This window comes from Terrihabitans rhizophilus, assembly GCF_033898525.1.
Classification (GTDB): Bacteria; Pseudomonadota; Alphaproteobacteria; order Rhizobiales; family Methylopilaceae; genus Flaviflagellibacter; species Flaviflagellibacter rhizophilus.
On the sequence record NZ_JAXAFJ010000010.1, the window covers coordinates 1 to 14,439 of the forward strand.

Sequence of the window (14,439 nt, forward strand, 5' to 3'; positions counted from 1 at the left end):
ATCAAAACCAAAAAGCCCGCCCCACAAAGGCGGGCTTTTCGGCGTCTGAATACCGCCGGGCGGGCCGGGTGTGGAAGCTGCCCGGATTACAAGGCTATGTGTCCCGCTGCGCGTCTCGGACACGCTCGACCTCCTCGGGCTCCTCGTCGTCCAGGCGCGTCAGCTCGGACCGGGCCTTCCCGTCGACCCGCAGCAATTCGTCCAGCTTCGCGTGAAGCGCCTGAGTATCGCGGTGCTCGGAGCGCTGGATGAACAAGGTCATCAGCCAGGTGAACAATGTCGCGGCTCCGTGCCAGTCCAAGGTGTCCGGCTGGAACACCGCCCACATCGCCGTGAAAACGATCACGATGAGGAACGCCGAAGGGCGCGCCATCAAGGTGCCGAGCGAAGTCAACCAGGAGTGGACATGTGGCATGGGGCGGCAACGTGCCTCCCCGCAGAAGGTTCCTCGATGGCGGGCCGCTAAGGGACCAGTTCGTGCCTTCGCCCGATCAAGGCCGCGGATCTTTGTTCGTCGCGGGAGAGGAACCACCCTCCCCGCCCTCGACGTTGTCACAGCAGCTACAGGAGACCGGAATGGCAGCCCCCAAGACATTGTCCAAGTTCTCGATCACGTCCAAGGGTGAGGAGTTCCTGCTCCGCATCGAGAGCGAAGGCGGCGAGGCCCTCGAATTGACCGCGTCCTACGACCAGCTCGACGTGCTGGCTGACCAGATCGACGAATTGCTCGACGCCGATGAGGACGTCCTCGAAGTGGAGGCGGACGAGGAGGCCAAGTAGCGCCTCGGATGGCAACGTTCTTCACCTCGGACACGCATTTCGGGGATCCGCGTGTCCTGCGGATCGACAAGCGGCCCTTCAAGCCCCTGCCGGTTCACGACGAGACGCTGATCGCCCGCTGGAACGAGACCGTGGCGGCCGAGGATATCGTCTGGCACCTCGGCGATTTCGCCCTTGGTCCGCCGCAAGCGCGCGTGCACGAGATCCTTGCCTCGCTCAAGGGCACGAAGCATCTGATCATCGGCAACAATGACGGTCCGTCCACGCTCGCTGCGCCCGGCTGGGCCAGCGTCCAGCATTACGCGGAGATTCGGATCGACGGAGTCGAACTCGTGCTTTGCCACTACCCCTTCCGCACGTGGAATCATATGGGGCGCGGCGTGATCGACCTGCATGGCCACAGCCACGGCAAGCTGAAGCCCCTGCCCCGTCAATATGATGTGGGCGTCGATGTGTTCGACTTCCGGCCCGTCACCTTGGAGGCCGTGCTTTCCTCTCGCACCCGGCGCCAGAGCGGAGACGCATGAGGCAGCCCCTGCTTGCGTACCATTGCCCGCTTGCCGTCCCGTTCCGTACCGAACCCCGGCCGATCGCCTGCGTTGATTTGAAAACGGGGCGTCGGTGATCGATGGCCCGGTTCAAACGGAGGTTCCATGTCGAAGCACATCAAGACCACCACCCCGAGCGACAGCGACTTGGCCGCCAATCCGCTGATCGGCGGCTCGAAGGGCGTGACCATGGCCGGCATCAGTCCCGACGAGCTCGCCAGCTTCGAGGGCGAGAACACGATCGAGGGCGATGTTGCAAACGACGTCAACGCACAGGGTGGGGTCGACAAGGCGATTGCCCTCAATGGTGCGCCCCGCCGCTGAGGAGAAGAGGAGAACGCCATGCAGGGCAACAAGACACACGAGCAGCTGACCCGCATGCTCGAACGCAAGCCCGACATGCCGGATGCCCGCCGCGTCGAGGCGGAGTCTGGCGAAGACACCGGAGCGGGCCTGCCGCGCGAGACGCATCCTGAAGCGCGGCAGAGCGAATTCGCCGTCAGCGTGCAGGGAGCGGCTCAGGAAAGCGACCACAACAAGCACAACAATGGCGGGCAGGCCGGGCACAAGCCGCAGAAGCACAGCGCCGCCGAAGAGAAACACTGATCAGCCGAAGGATCGACCATCATGGCCAATGCCAGCAAGAAGCATATGGGCGTCGGCGCGCAGGGTAAGCGCGACGGCTCCGGTGCGATGACCGAGATCGACAAGGATCTGGTGCCGGAGAACATGATCCTCTCCAACCGAGACAAGTCGGCACACACCGACGAGCGTGGGCTGGACAGCAAATGGGTCCAGACGGAGCAGTTTCAGGACCACCCCGAAGACCGGCTCGAAGACTGATCGGCGTTCGCCCGTCCGCTGCGATGCTTCGGAGCCGCGGCGGCGGGCATGCCGCTCTCGGATGGGGCAAACGACTTGATGCGCGTGTTGCCGGCGCCAGTTTATAGCTCATCCTGCTTGGACTATCGTGAGGCCGCTGCGCTAAGCTGGGCTCAGGTGCTGGAGAAATGATGGCGGCGTCCGGTCTTTCACGGGTGGCACGTCCGGCGGTGTTCAGCGCCGGGCTGGTGTTCCTTGCCGGCGCGATCACGCTGCCGCTGATGGAGCTTGGCACGCTTTCTCTGGGCATGGCGCTGCACATCCTGGCGATGAATGTGGTCGCGCCGATCGCGGCCATTCCCTTGATCGGCCGGATCGGTTCGGGGGTCATTCGGCCCGGCATCCTGGCCTTTGCGGCGACGGCCCAGATGGCGCTGCTATGGGCGTGGCACGCACCCGTCGTGCAACTGGCCGCCTCTGGCTCTCCAACTGCGCACTTCACCCTCGCGGCTCTGCTGTTCCTGGCTGCCCTGACGTTCTGGACCGTGTTGCTCGCGCTTCATGCGCGGCAGCGCTGGCGCTCGGTCGTGGCTCTGCTCCTGACCGGCAAGATTGCCTGCCTGCTCGGCGGCCTTCTGATCTTCGCGCCGCGCGATCTCTATGGCATTCCGGGCCTCGACCTCGTCTTCTGCAGCACCGGTCCTTCCTCTCTCGAGGACCAGCATCTGGCGGGGCTTCTGATGATCACGGCCTGCCCTCTCAGCTACGTCGTGGCGGGCGTCGTCGTCGCGGCGCAGATGCTCTTTGATCTCGAAGAGCGGGGTCCAGCGACCGCGTCTGCGCGCCTTGCTGCAAGCTAGGCTTTTCATCCAGTGGCTGCGGAGGCATTGGCGGCGGGCACTGGGCCTGACCGCGATGCTGGGACTTTCGGCGCTCGCGGGCGCCGTGCTGTTCGCGTGGTCCGGCGTCTACAATGTTGCCGCCAGCCGCGGGCACTGGTGGGTCACAGATGTGGTGCTGCGCTTCGCCATGGAGAGCTCCGTGCGCACCCACGCTCCCGACGTGGAGCCTCCCGAACTGAACGATCCGGATCTCGTCCTGCTGGGTGCCGGGCATTACTACTCCGGCTGCGCCTACTGCCATGGCGCCCCGGGAGACCCGATCGATCCGGTGGCCTCACAGATGCTGCCGAGCCCGCCGGATCTTTCCGAACGATCCGCACAGTGGACCGACACGCAATTGTTCTGGCTCGTGAAGCACGGCCTGAAATATGCGGGCATGCCTGCCTGGCCGGCGCAGGACCGGGATGACGAGGTCTGGGCGCTGGTGGCGTTTCTCCGCACCCTGCCAGACCTGGATGAGGCGGGTTACCGGCGGCTGGTGCATGGCCCCGAACGAACCGAAGCACCTCCCGGAGCAGCAGTGCTCGCGGCCGGCTCGCCTGACGACGTGCAATCCTGCGTTCGCTGCCATGGTGACGCCGATGCGCCGCGCAGCGCGCTCGTTCCTCGCATCCAGGGCCAGCCGGTGGAGGTTCTCAGCCGCGCGCTGCGTGATTATGCCTCCGGGCGCCGCCACAGCGGCGTCATGCAACAGATGGCCGCGGATCTGAAGTCGCCCGAGATCGACGCCCTCGCCGCCTATTACGCCAGCCTTCCCCGTATCGCGGCCGACCACGCCCCCGATGCCGAGGCGAACTTCGAGGCCGGGCGTGCGCTCGCGGAACAGGGGCTGCGGTCGGCGGATCTGCCCTCCTGCCTGTCCTGCCACGGCAATGACGGGCTGCCCATCTTCCCCCGGCTTCTCGGCCAGAACGCCCGCTACATGGAAGAGCAGTTGCGGGCGTGGAAGCGCGGCGGCAAGGGAACCTCGGACGCCGACCGCCTGATGGGGAACATCGCCCAGCGGCTGAGCGACGAGCAGATTCGCGATGTCTCGGCCTGGCTTGCGGCGCAGCCGGTGGACGGCGTGCGATGAGAGCGCGGTGGCGAGGGCCGTTCCTCCTCCTGCCGCTCCTCCTCGCCGGCTGTTCCACGATTCAGTCGGCGCTTCATCCGGTCGGGCCCGAAGCAAGCCGGATCCTCGATCTTACCTGGGTGCTCTTTGCGCTGGCCGCTTTCGTCACAATCATCGTGCTGTCGGCACTGGCGCTGGCCCTCTTTGGACCCGATCGGGCACGCCGGCGCATTGCCGATGGACGGACCATCGTCGCGCTCGGCATCGTCTTCCCCGTCGTCACTTTGACGGCGCTGCTGGGCTATGGCCTGTGGGTAATGCGCGAGAACACCTCACCTTCACCGGCCCAACCCGGGCTTCAGGTGGAGGTGATCGGCGAGCAATGGTGGTGGCGCGTCCACTACCGGCTGCCGGACGGCACCATAGTCGCCAGCGCCAACGAGGTGCGCATCCCCACCGGACGCGAGGTGGAGTTCGCGCTGCGCTCGGCGGATGTCATCCATAGCTTCTGGGTGCCCAGCCTTGCCGGAAAGCTCGACATGATCCCCGGCCGCACAAACCATCTGCGCTTCAGCGCCGACCGGCCGGGCGTGTATCGCGGCCAGTGCGCGGAATATTGCGGCGGCGCGCACGCCCTGATGGCCTTCGAGGTCGTGGCCATGGCTCCGGAGGATTTCGACGCGTGGCTGGCAGCCTTGCCGGCCACGCTGCCGCCGCCTGCGGAACCGGAGGCGACGCGCGGCGGCGAGCTCTTCGTGGCAGCAGGCTGCGGCGGATGCCATGCGGTGCGCGGGACGGCGGCTGACGGTACGACCGGGCCCGACCTGAGCCGCGTGGGCGAGCGTCGCACCATTGCGGCCGCCACGCTGCCGAACACGCCGGACAACCTTGCCCGCTTCATCGCCGAGCCGTCGCACATCAAGCCGGGAGTGCTGATGCCGCCCTTTACGGTGCTGTCGGCGGACGAGCGGCGGGCGATCTCACTCTATCTCGCGGGCCTCCGATGACCGCCGCTGCGTCCGAACTCGACCGCGACCTGCCGAACCCGCTGCCCCGGCCTGAGGGCGAGCTCGAACAGCTGCAGGCCATCTGGGCCAGTCCCAAGGGCTGGCGCATCTTCAGCGACGTCAACAACACCGTCATCGGCCTGTTCTACATCGGCACGGCCTTCCTGTTCTTCCTGATGGCGGGCGTGCTCGGCCTGCTGATCCGGCTTCAGCTGGCGGTTCCCAGCAACACCTTCCTCGACCAGAACACCTACAATCAGGTCTTCACCATGCACGGCACGGTGATGATGTTCCTGTTCGCGGTGCCGGTCGTGGAAGCCCTCGGGGTGCTGCTGCTGCCGCAGATGCTGGCAGCGCGCGACCTGCCCTTCCCTCGCCTCAGCGCCTATGCATTCTGGGCCTATTTCGTGGGCGGAATGGTGTTCTTCACCACACTGTTCTTCGATCTGGCGCCGCAGGGCGGCTGGTTCATGTACCCGCCTCTGACGAACGAGCGCTATTCGCCCGGCATCGCCGCCGATTTCTGGCTGCTCGGCATCGGCTTCATCGAGATCTCGGCCATCGCAGGAGCTATCGAGATCGTCGTGGGCGTGCTGCGCACGCGTGCGCCCGGCATGTCCCTGACGCGGATGCCGATCTTCGCCTGGACCATGCTGATCTTCGCGGGGATGATCATCTTCGCCTTTCCGGCGGTGATCCTCGCCACCATGATGCTGGAGCTTGAGCGCGCCTTCGGCTGGCCGTTCTTCAATCCCGATCTCGGTGGCGACGCGCTGCTCTGGCAGCACCTCTTCTGGTTCTTCGGCCACCCCGAGGTCTACATCATCTTCCTGCCGGCGGCGGGCATGATCTCGATGATCGTTCCCGCCATGGCGGGCGTGCCGCTGGTCGGCTACCGGCTCATCGTGGTCGCGCTCATCGCCACGGGCTTCTTCAGCTTCGGGCTGTGGGTGCACCATATGTTCACCACCGGCATCCCGGTGCGCTCGCTGGGCTTCTTCTCGGCGGCCAGCATGGCGGTTTCGGTGCCGAGCGGCATCCAGGTCTTCGCCTGGATCGCCACCATCGCAGCCGGGCGCATGAAGATGACGGCGGCCAGCCTCTTCGTCTTCGGTTTCCTCGTCATCTTCACCCTCGGCGGACTCACCGGCGTGATGGTGGCCATGGTGCCGTTCGACTGGCAGGTCCACGACACCTATTTCGTGGTGGCCCACTTCCACTATGTGCTGGTGGGTGGCATGGTCTTCCCCATGTTCGCTGCGTTCTATTACTGGATGCCGGCCATCAGCGAGCGCCCGCTCTCGGAGCGGCTCGGCAAATGGGCCTTCTGGCTCATCTTCCTCGGCTTCAACACCACCTTCTTCCCCATGCATCTCACCGGCCTGATCGGCATGCCGCGCCGCGTCTACACCTATCCGGAGGGGCTGGGCTGGGAGTTGCCGAACATGATCTCGACTCTCGGCGCATTCGGCATCGCCGCCGGCGTCGGCCTCGTCGTGGTCGATCTCATCCGCAATTTCCGTCCGGCCTCCAGCGGCGGGCCGGGCAATGTGTGGAACGCCGGCACGCTGGAATGGCTTCCGAACGACACCTACGCGACCCGCAGCGTGCCGCGCGTCGTCAGCCGCGAACCGCTGTGGGATCAGCCGGGCCTGTCCGAGGATGTCGAGGCCGGCCGTTACTACCTGCCGGGATCGGCGACCGGGATGCGCGAGACCATCGTCACCTCTCCGATAGACGGCGAGCCGCAATACCTGATGCGCCTGCCCGGCCCCGGCTGGTCTCCCGTGTTCGCGGCGGTATTCACGGCGGCGTTCTTCCTGCTGCTGACCGTCAAGCTCGTCACCATCGCCATGATCTGCGGGGTGCTGGCCATCGTCTCGGTGCTGGTCTGGATGTGGGGCAGCGATCCCGCCCCCACCGAGCCTGCCGATATCGGCGGCGGCGTGGTGCTGCCGACCTATGCCACCGGGCCGCTGTCGCACTCATGGTGGGCCATGATCGTGCTGATGCTGGTGGCCGGTGCGCTCTTCTTCTCCTACCTGTTCGGCTACCTCTATCTCTGGACGGTGAGCCCGCAGAACTGGCCGCGCCTCGACGCGCTGCCGCCGCTCCAGACGGCGCTCACCGCAGCGGCGCTTCTTCTGGTGAGCGGCTCGGCGATCCCCATTTCCGCCGCTCTTCTCAAGGCCCGCCGGTGCTGGCCGTCGCTCGTGGTCGCCACTCTTGGCGTCGCCACCTACGTCGCGGCCATCACCGTGGACGGCTGGAGCCAGTGGGCCAGCGGCTTGCGCCCGGACGGCAGCGGCTATGCCGCCCTCGTCTTCATGTCCTCCGTTCTGCAGGCGGAAATCGCCATTCCCTGCGTGCTGATGGTCGGTTTCCTCCTCGTGCGGCTGGCGGCCGGGCGCTTCGACGCCACACGGCGGGTGATGTTCGACAATCTGGCCTTGCTCTGGGGCTACGGCATCGCGCAGGCCCTGTTCGGCATGCTGCTGACGCACGGCTTTCCCCGGCTGGTGGGCTGATCCGTGACACGCCCTTCGAACCTCGCACCGCTGCGCTGGCTGGGTGGTCCGCTGATCTGGACCGCCCATTTCTTGCTGGTCTACGCGGCGGAATCCCTTGCCTGCACGCGGGGTGGTGGGCCGTTGCTGCACGATGCCATCACGGCGGTTGCCACCTTCGCCGCGCTGCTGGGGCTGGCCGTCCTGTTTCGCATAAACAAGCGCGCGGCTGATGCACCTTCCCGCGAAGACTTCGAGATGGCCGAGTGGATCGGCCTCGGACTTGTCGCGATCTCGGCGCTTGCCGTGGTGTGGAGCGGCTTGGCGGCGCTGCTGATCCCCGCTTGCGTGCTTCCCGCCTAGCGCAGCCTCTGGCGTGCCCGGTCGACGTCTTCCGGCGACAGGCCGAAGCGCGCCAGGAACTCGGCGTCCGCCGCCTGCCCCTCGCGGCGCACAGAGGCGTTGAAATCACGCCGCCAGTCTGCGAACGGCCCGTGCGTCTCCGAGTGGTTCACCGACGTGTTGACCACGTAGCTGCCCTCCACCGGCAGGCGCGCGACCGCGAGACCGTGCTCCCCGGCCACTTGGCGCCAGCGGTAATGCTCGTGCAGCAGGCTGTGAGGATCGCGCCGCGCCGGATCGGGATGCGAGGGGTCCAGCCGCGCGACGGTGCTCGACCCGCAGATCTCGTGGAAGCCCTTGTCGAAGACGCGGGGATGCGGCAGCGGCGCGGCGCGCAGTCCAAGCAGATCGGTCGCGTAGCCCGTTTCCACCAGCGCCCCGACATGCTCCCGCGTGATCTCGGCACGCGCCGCAGCCACCGTCCGGCGATCCACCCAGTCATCGGCGTCCACGAACATGAGCAGCCCGCCGCCCCGCTCCAGAACATGGCGCTGCATGGCGAACTTCTTGCGGCCCGCGTCCAGATTGTCCGCCCGCACCGCCTCGGCGCGCCAGTCAGCAGCAAGGAAGGTCGCGTCATCAAGCGGCAGATCGGGACGGTCATGCCCGGCGATCAGGATCTCGATGTCCGCTTCCGTCTGAGCGCGCAATGAGGTGAGCGTCAGGCCCAGCAGGACCTGTACCGCCTCCCAGTCCTGCGCTGATGCGCGCGCGATAAGCGGAACGCCGAAGAAGAACCTCTCGCCCTTCATGCCCGCACCACGAGCGTTGCCGCATGATCGGCGTAGAGGCGGCAGCACCGTTCATGAAGGCGGCGTAGTTCCGCATCCTTCATCCACTGGTCCAGCACCGCGCGAACCGCCGGAAGATGCCGCTGGATGCTGAGGTCCCGCTCCTCGTTGCGGTCGAACACCGGCCACCATTCGTCGCGCTCCCACGGGATGTTGAGCCCGCCACCCCTGTGGTGCTTCACGCGGTAATCCGCGCGCGAGCGGGTGTTGTAATGGTTCACCTGCGCCAGATCCCACGACACGGTGCCGGGCTCCGACTGCAGGAAATCGCCGCGCGTTTCGTCGTGGTACCAGTCCGGCAGCGCCCGCCCGCCGCCATCGACATAGACGAGCCGCTTCTGGCGCTCGTCGCGGGGAAAGCGCGGCTGATGCGGCATCACCGGGCAGTGGTAGAGATCCACACCACGATAGAGGGTCTTGAACGACAGGTTGACGCCGTGATCGAGCGGCGCGGCGCGGGTGAAGCGGTCCAGCACCGGCGCGGGCTTGAAGTCTTCGTGGCCGGAGCTGCCGAAGATGCGCCAGTTTACGAGGAAGGCCGTGGCCTCCGGAACCGCAGCGACGAGATCGCTCACGCGGCCCTCTCCGATGTGCACGTTCAGGAACTCGTCGGCGTCCAGCACCATCAGCCAGTCCGCCTCGCGGACCACCGGCAGTTCGGCGGCGCGGGCATAAGCGGCGAGCTGGGGCTTCTCGTCGGGCGCGAAGCTGTTGCGCAGGTGAGTGAGCGGAGCGAGTGCGGAGAGGCGGTCCAGCAGATCGGGTGAGCGATCGGTGCAATCATTGGTGCCGACGACGAGATGCGTGAAGCCGATGGCCAGATGATAAGCCGCCCATTCGAGAAGGAACGGCCCCTCGTCTCGCATGGTTGCCACAAGCACGGTGGAGAGGGTCATCGGGAGCCGCTTCGTGATCGGGAGCGGATCTCTCGCCCGCCGATGCAGGATTTAGCCGCCAACCGTGGATCCGGCCAGCAGGATGGTGCCGATACCTCAAGACGAGAAAAGGCGGCCTCGCGGCCGCCCCTCCTGCATCAGCCCTTAAGGGAGAAGCTCACTCCCACCAGGCGATGTCGCGAAGCTCGCCCTGTACGTCGAGCTTCACGGCTTCCTTGGCAGCGCCGGTCTTCATATCGACCGAGTAGAGCGTGCCGCCATGTGCGAGCCATGCATCGTTCTCGCCGCCGGCCTTGGCCACGATGTTGAACGCCACTGGGCCGGTCGGCGTCATGCCGATGGAGCCGACGGTGTTTAGGATGCCGTCATTCGGCGGAGCCTGCGTCACCAGCGCGCCGGTGGCGGCGTCGATGTTGTGCAGCGCGGTCTTCTCCGGCTTCGGGCCGTTCATCGAATTCGTATAGGCGCCGGCCACGACCTTGGGGGTCTTGCCCGCGTTCGCGTCGCCGTCCTTGTACTTCAGCGTGCCGTCGACCGTGGCCTTGCCGTCGTCGACGTTGACGCGGAGATTGGTGCCGTCATCGGCGATGACGCGGAGGCGGTCGGCCACGGGGTTGAAGTCAACGGTGGCGGTCACGCCGGCCTTGAGCATCTCGCTCATCTTGGCCTTCTCGGTGGTCTTGCCGGATTTCGGATCGATGGTGACGATCGCGTTGTCTGCGGTCAGGCCATAGAGCATGCCATCGGCCGGGCGCACATCGAGGCCCCAGATGGGCTTGTCGATCTTGACGGTGGCGGTGGTCTTTCCGGTCGCCGGATCGATCAGGACAAGGCTGTCCATGCCGACGAGGCCAACAAGGGATGCGGCCGATGCGGCCACGGGTGCGGCCAGGGCGCCGGCGGCGACCGAGGCGAGAAGCAGGGCGGACGTGATTTTCATGTCGTTCTCCCGAAAGGGTTCGAAACCGTGTGGTCTCGATGCGGCGGATACACACGGGACCGTGCGACTGGATGCAGCGGGATCACGAAAAACTTGGCTGCATCCATCAGCGGCCTCATGCGTGTATGGTGATGACGGCGGCCTGCGGAGATCCACGTGCTGAACCCCACGAGTTCTGGAGCGACCATCGACCATTCAGCGGCTTTGGCAGGATGCGCCTCGGGCAATGCGGCTGCCCTCCGCCATATTTATGAGGCCGAGGCCCCGGCCATGCTCGGCGTCGCCATGCGCATCGTCCGACGGCGCGACCTGGCGGAAGAGGTGGTGCACGACGCCTTCGTCCAGATCTGGCGCAAGGCCGACCAGTTCGATCCGGCGCTCGGTTCGGGCCGAAGCTGGATGTTCGCCATCGTGCGCAACCGCGCCCTGAACCTCATCCGGGACCGCAGCCGCGAGGAACTGACGGACGACGCGACACTGGAAGGACTGGCGGAGATCGGCGACCACGATGATCTGATCCAGCGCCTTGGCCAAAGCGAGGCGCTGCGCGTCTGCCTCGAGCGGCTGGAACGGCCGCGCCGCGCAAGCCTTGTGCTGGCCTATGCCGGCGGCTTCTCCCACGGCGAGATCGCCGGGCGCCTCGGCGTGCCGCTCGGCACGGTGAAAGCCTGGATTCGCCGCAGCCTTCTTTCGCTTCGGGAGTGCATGGCATGAGCCCCGACCGCGAACTGGACGCACTGGCCGGCGAATACGTGCTTGGGCTGGCCGAGCCCGAGGACGCCGCCGAGATCGAGCGCCGCATGCGCCATGAACCTGAATTGGCGCGGCTGGTCTCCGTGTGGCGGGAGCGTTTCGCACCGCTCGACATGGTTGCGGACCGCATCGAACCGGGCGAAGCGCTGTGGCAGCGCATCACCGCCGAACTGCCCGCCGCCGCGCCGAGTCCGGCTGTCGCCAAAGCGCCGGCCGGAGTTCGTCCGACATCTTCGCTGTGGAGCAGCATAGGCTTCTGGCGCGGATCCGCTTTCGCGACCGGGTTCGCCTCTGTGGCGCTGGTGGCGGCACTCGGCAGCGTCCTGCTCCGGCCGGAGCCCCAGCCCGTCGTGGTGGCCGTGCTGCAGGGCGAGGCCTCTGCCGGACCCGGCGCCATCGTCGAGGCGTTCTCGGACGGCAGCATCCGGCTCCGGCCGCTGGTCGATATCGCGGTGCCGGAAGGCAAGACGCTTCAGGTCTGGACGCTGTGGGACCGAGCCGTGGGGCCTGTTCCGCTCGGGCTGCTGCAGCAGGCGCAGGAATCGTGGCTCGCACGCGAAGGCCAGCCGGTGCCGCGTTCCGAGCAGATCTACGAGATCACCCTGGAGCCCGAGGGCGGTTCTCCGACGGGCCGACCGACGGGGCCGATCCTCTACAAGGGCCTCGCAAGCCGCCCGCTTTAGTATCTCAGGAGGCTGGATCGGCTCCGGCCCCTCATCCCCCGCGTTCCGGGAGGCAAAGCCTGTCCGGGACCCATACGCCGTGTGCTGTCGATGGGGTCGAGCTTCGCCGAGAACACACGGCGTATGGGTTCCGGACAGCGCAAAGGCGCTTCCGGAACGCCCAGACTTCAACCACCGCCACAAGAAAAAGGCCCGGATCGCTCCGGGCCTTTTTCTTCGTCGTTTGTGCTTCGCTCAGGCTTCCGAGACCGGCGGCGGCACGATGTCGTGCGTGCCGGCGCGGCGGGCCTTGATCTTGGCGAAGGTGTCGCTCAGCAGCGGCAGCACCAGCAGCAGGATGCCGAGCGTCGTGATCGTGCCGACCAGCGGGTTGGAATAGAACACCCACATGCTGCCGCGCGCGCCGATCATGGCCTGCCGGAAGGCGTCTTCCGCCTTGTCGCCGAGGACGAGGGCGAGGACCAGCGGGGCCAGCGGGTAGTTCAGCTTCTTGAACACATAGCCGAGGATGCCGAACAGCAGCATCAGCCAGATGTCGAAGGTGGCGTTCTGCACCGCATAGGCACCTACCGCGCAGGACACGAGGATCATCGGCGCGATGGTCGCGAACGGCACCCGCAGCACGGCTGCGAAGAGGGGCACCGTCGCCAGCACGATGATGAGACCCACGATATTGCCCAGATACATGGAGGCGATGAGGCCCCACACGAAATCCTTCTGCTCTACGAAGAGCAGCGGGCCCGGCTGCAGGCCCCACACCATCAGGCCGCCGAGCAGCACCGCCGCCGTGCCGGAGCCGGGAATGCCCAGCGCCAGCATGGGCAGCAGCGCCGAGGTGCCGGCAGCGTGCGCCGCCGTCTCGGGCGCAAGCACGCCGTCGATGCGGCCCTGGCCGAAGCCCGTCTTGTCGCGCGCCACCTGTTTGGCGATGCTGTAGCCCATGAAGCTCGCCGCGATGGCGCCGCCCGGCGTGATGCCGAGCCACACGCCGATGGCCGACGAGCGGAACAGCGTCATGTAGTATTTCGGCATCTTCTTCCAGGTCTCGAAGACGACGCGCGGGTTGATCTTCGCCTGCTGGCCACGGAAGGAGAAGCTCTCCTCCATGGTGAGCAGGATCTCGCCGACGCCGAACAGTCCGATGACCGCCACGAGGAAGTCGAAGCCGCGGAGCATCTCTGTCGAGCCGAAGGTCATGCGCAACTGGCCTGACACCGTGTCCATGCCGACCTGCGTGAGCAGGAAGCCGATGGTGAGCGCGATGACGATCTTGTGCTTGTCCTCGCGGCCAAGGCCGATGAATGAGCAGAAGGTCAGCAGGTAGACGGCGAAGAACTCCGGAGGCCCGAACCGTATGGCGAAGCCCGCGACGAGGGGTGCCAGGAAGGTGATGACCACAACGGCGACGATGGAGCCGAAGAACGAGGCCGTGAACGCCGCGGTGAGGGCTTCGCCGGCCTGCCCCTTCTGGGCCATGGGATAGCCGTCGAACGTGGTGGCGACCGACCAGGCCTCGCCCGGGATGTTGAACAGAATGGCCGTGATGGCACCGCCGAACAACGCACCCCAGTAGATGCAGGACAGGAGGACGATGGCCGAGGTGGGCTCCATACCGAAGGTGAGCGGCAGCAGGATGGCGACGCCATTGGGGCCGCCAAGTCCGGGCAGAACGCCGACAAAGATGCCGAGCAGGATGCCCACGAGCATCAGCAGCATATTATGCCAGGTCAGCAGGACCTCGAAGCCGTGGAGCAGAGACGATAGCTGGTCCATCTGTGTGCTCCGTCAGTACATGATTGCGTTTTCGAGGGGGCCCTTCGGTAGAAGAACCGTGAACTGCACCTCGAAGACGTAGAACATGATGGCGACGAAGATCGCCGCGGTGATGATGGACTTGATCGGCTTGCTCTTGCCCAGCACGATCATGAAGCCGGAAATGAGCAGGAAGCTCGCGACATAGATGCCGAGGAAGTCGATGGCCGCCACATAGGCGATCGAGGGTGCCGCGACCTGCAGCACGCGCTTGAACTGGCCGCGCCCGACAAAGCTTTCCGCGCCATCCGTCCTGAGCGCCTTGACGATGCCGACAATGCTGGCAATGCCGAGGATGACCGACAGGTAGAAGGGGAAGTAGCCCGATTCCGGCCCGTCCGGAGCCCAGCCGGCACCAAGCTTCAAATTGTCCCAGCCAAGCACGAAGGCGCAGATGAGAAGCACGACCGAAACAGCCAGGTCGACGCTGCGATAGGATACGAGGGATCGCTCCTCGCTGTGGCTTTCTAAGCTCACGGCCTTGCTCCTGCTGAATAAGAAAATGGCTCCCGGTCAGGCAAGACCGGGAGCCAGGTTGGAGG

Annotated in this window: 18 protein-coding genes; 12 read left to right on the plus strand and 6 right to left on the minus strand. The window is 66.2% G+C overall.

Annotation, left to right across the window (positions count from 1 at the left end):
- Positions 1 to 94: 94 nt before the first annotated feature.
- The gene (locus SCD90_RS14085; protein WP_319845334.1) at positions 95 to 373 is read right to left on the minus strand and encodes a low affinity iron permease family protein; all 279 of its coding nucleotides are present in this window, start codon (positions 371 to 373) and stop codon (positions 95 to 97) included.
- 203 nt (positions 374 to 576) lie between these two features.
- Here SCD90_RS14085 and SCD90_RS14090 point away from each other — a divergent pair, with 203 nt between their 5' ends.
- From SCD90_RS14090 to SCD90_RS14135, 10 genes are all read left to right on the plus strand, one after another.
- On the plus strand, positions 577 to 780 hold the full coding sequence (locus SCD90_RS14090) for a hypothetical protein (RefSeq protein ID WP_319845335.1): 204 nt from the start codon (positions 577 to 579) through the stop codon (positions 778 to 780).
- 8 nt (positions 781 to 788) lie between these two features.
- Complete coding sequence (locus SCD90_RS14095; protein WP_319845336.1) at positions 789 to 1,307, plus strand: metallophosphoesterase family protein; 519 nt, start codon at positions 789 to 791, stop codon at positions 1,305 to 1,307.
- A 126-nt stretch (positions 1,308 to 1,433) separates the two neighbouring features.
- Positions 1,434 to 1,652 carry a hypothetical protein gene (locus SCD90_RS14100; protein ID WP_319845337.1) on the plus strand — a complete coding sequence of 73 codons (219 nt, stop codon included), beginning with the start codon at positions 1,434 to 1,436 and terminating at the stop codon, positions 1,650 to 1,652.
- Between the two features lie 18 nt (positions 1,653 to 1,670).
- The gene (locus SCD90_RS14105; RefSeq protein WP_319845338.1) at positions 1,671 to 1,934 is read left to right on the plus strand and encodes a hypothetical protein; all 264 of its coding nucleotides are present in this window, start codon (positions 1,671 to 1,673) and stop codon (positions 1,932 to 1,934) included.
- Between the two features lie 21 nt (positions 1,935 to 1,955).
- Positions 1,956 to 2,171, plus strand: a complete 216-nt coding sequence (locus SCD90_RS14110) for a hypothetical protein (protein ID WP_319845340.1) — start codon at positions 1,956 to 1,958, stop codon at positions 2,169 to 2,171.
- 167 nt (positions 2,172 to 2,338) lie between these two features.
- Complete coding sequence (locus SCD90_RS14115; RefSeq protein WP_319845341.1) at positions 2,339 to 3,010, plus strand: cytochrome c oxidase assembly protein; 672 nt, start codon at positions 2,339 to 2,341, stop codon at positions 3,008 to 3,010.
- 55 nt (positions 3,011 to 3,065) lie between these two features.
- On the plus strand, positions 3,066 to 4,127 hold the full coding sequence (locus SCD90_RS14120) for a c-type cytochrome (protein WP_319845342.1): 1,062 nt from the start codon (positions 3,066 to 3,068) through the stop codon (positions 4,125 to 4,127).
- Positions 4,124 to 5,113: a cytochrome c oxidase subunit II gene (coxB, locus tag SCD90_RS14125; RefSeq protein WP_319845343.1), complete on the plus strand. Its 990-nt coding sequence runs from the start codon at positions 4,124 to 4,126 to the stop codon at positions 5,111 to 5,113. The genes SCD90_RS14120 and coxB overlap by 4 nt, the downstream gene beginning before the upstream one ends.
- Positions 5,110 to 7,641: a cytochrome c oxidase subunit I gene (gene ctaD, locus SCD90_RS14130; RefSeq protein WP_319845344.1), complete on the plus strand. Its 2,532-nt coding sequence runs from the start codon at positions 5,110 to 5,112 to the stop codon at positions 7,639 to 7,641. Before coxB ends, ctaD begins: the two co-directional genes overlap by 4 nt.
- Positions 7,642 to 7,644: 3 nt before the next feature.
- Positions 7,645 to 7,983 carry a hypothetical protein gene (locus SCD90_RS14135; protein ID WP_319845345.1) on the plus strand — a complete coding sequence of 113 codons (339 nt, stop codon included), beginning with the start codon at positions 7,645 to 7,647 and terminating at the stop codon, positions 7,981 to 7,983.
- Here SCD90_RS14135 and SCD90_RS14140 read toward each other — a convergent pair.
- From SCD90_RS14140 to SCD90_RS14150, 3 genes are all read right to left on the minus strand, one after another.
- Positions 7,980 to 8,774 carry a glycosyltransferase family A protein gene (locus SCD90_RS14140; RefSeq protein ID WP_319845346.1) on the minus strand — a complete coding sequence of 265 codons (795 nt, stop codon included), beginning with the start codon at positions 8,772 to 8,774 and terminating at the stop codon, positions 7,980 to 7,982. The two genes, SCD90_RS14135 and SCD90_RS14140, sit on opposite strands and share 4 nt — an antisense overlap.
- On the minus strand, positions 8,771 to 9,709 hold the full coding sequence (locus SCD90_RS14145; protein WP_319845347.1) for a glycosyltransferase family 2 protein: 939 nt from the start codon (positions 9,707 to 9,709) through the stop codon (positions 8,771 to 8,773). Before SCD90_RS14145 ends, SCD90_RS14140 begins: the two co-directional genes overlap by 4 nt.
- A 157-nt stretch (positions 9,710 to 9,866) precedes the next feature.
- Positions 9,867 to 10,649, minus strand: a complete 783-nt coding sequence (locus SCD90_RS14150) for a DUF4394 domain-containing protein (protein ID WP_319845348.1) — start codon at positions 10,647 to 10,649, stop codon at positions 9,867 to 9,869.
- 150 nt (positions 10,650 to 10,799) lie between these two features.
- Here SCD90_RS14150 and SCD90_RS14155 point away from each other — a divergent pair, with 150 nt between their 5' ends.
- Together SCD90_RS14155 and SCD90_RS14160 are read left to right on the plus strand one after the other, a co-directional pair.
- Positions 10,800 to 11,363, plus strand: coding sequence for a sigma-70 family RNA polymerase sigma factor (locus SCD90_RS14155; RefSeq protein ID WP_425265701.1), 564 nt, complete (start codon positions 10,800 to 10,802; stop codon positions 11,361 to 11,363).
- On the plus strand, positions 11,360 to 12,085 hold the full coding sequence (locus tag SCD90_RS14160; RefSeq protein ID WP_319845350.1) for an anti-sigma factor: 726 nt from the start codon (positions 11,360 to 11,362) through the stop codon (positions 12,083 to 12,085). Before SCD90_RS14155 ends, SCD90_RS14160 begins: the two co-directional genes overlap by 4 nt.
- Positions 12,086 to 12,319: 234 nt before the next feature.
- On the opposite strand, the gene SCD90_RS14165 is transcribed toward SCD90_RS14160, so the two are convergent.
- Positions 12,320 to 13,858, minus strand: coding sequence for a tripartite tricarboxylate transporter permease (locus SCD90_RS14165; RefSeq protein ID WP_319845351.1), 1,539 nt, complete (start codon positions 13,856 to 13,858; stop codon positions 12,320 to 12,322).
- A 12-nt stretch (positions 13,859 to 13,870) separates the two neighbouring features.
- Positions 13,871 to 14,374, minus strand: coding sequence for a tripartite tricarboxylate transporter TctB family protein (locus tag SCD90_RS14170; RefSeq protein ID WP_319845352.1), 504 nt, complete (start codon positions 14,372 to 14,374; stop codon positions 13,871 to 13,873).
- Positions 14,375 to 14,439: the final 65 nt, after the last annotated feature.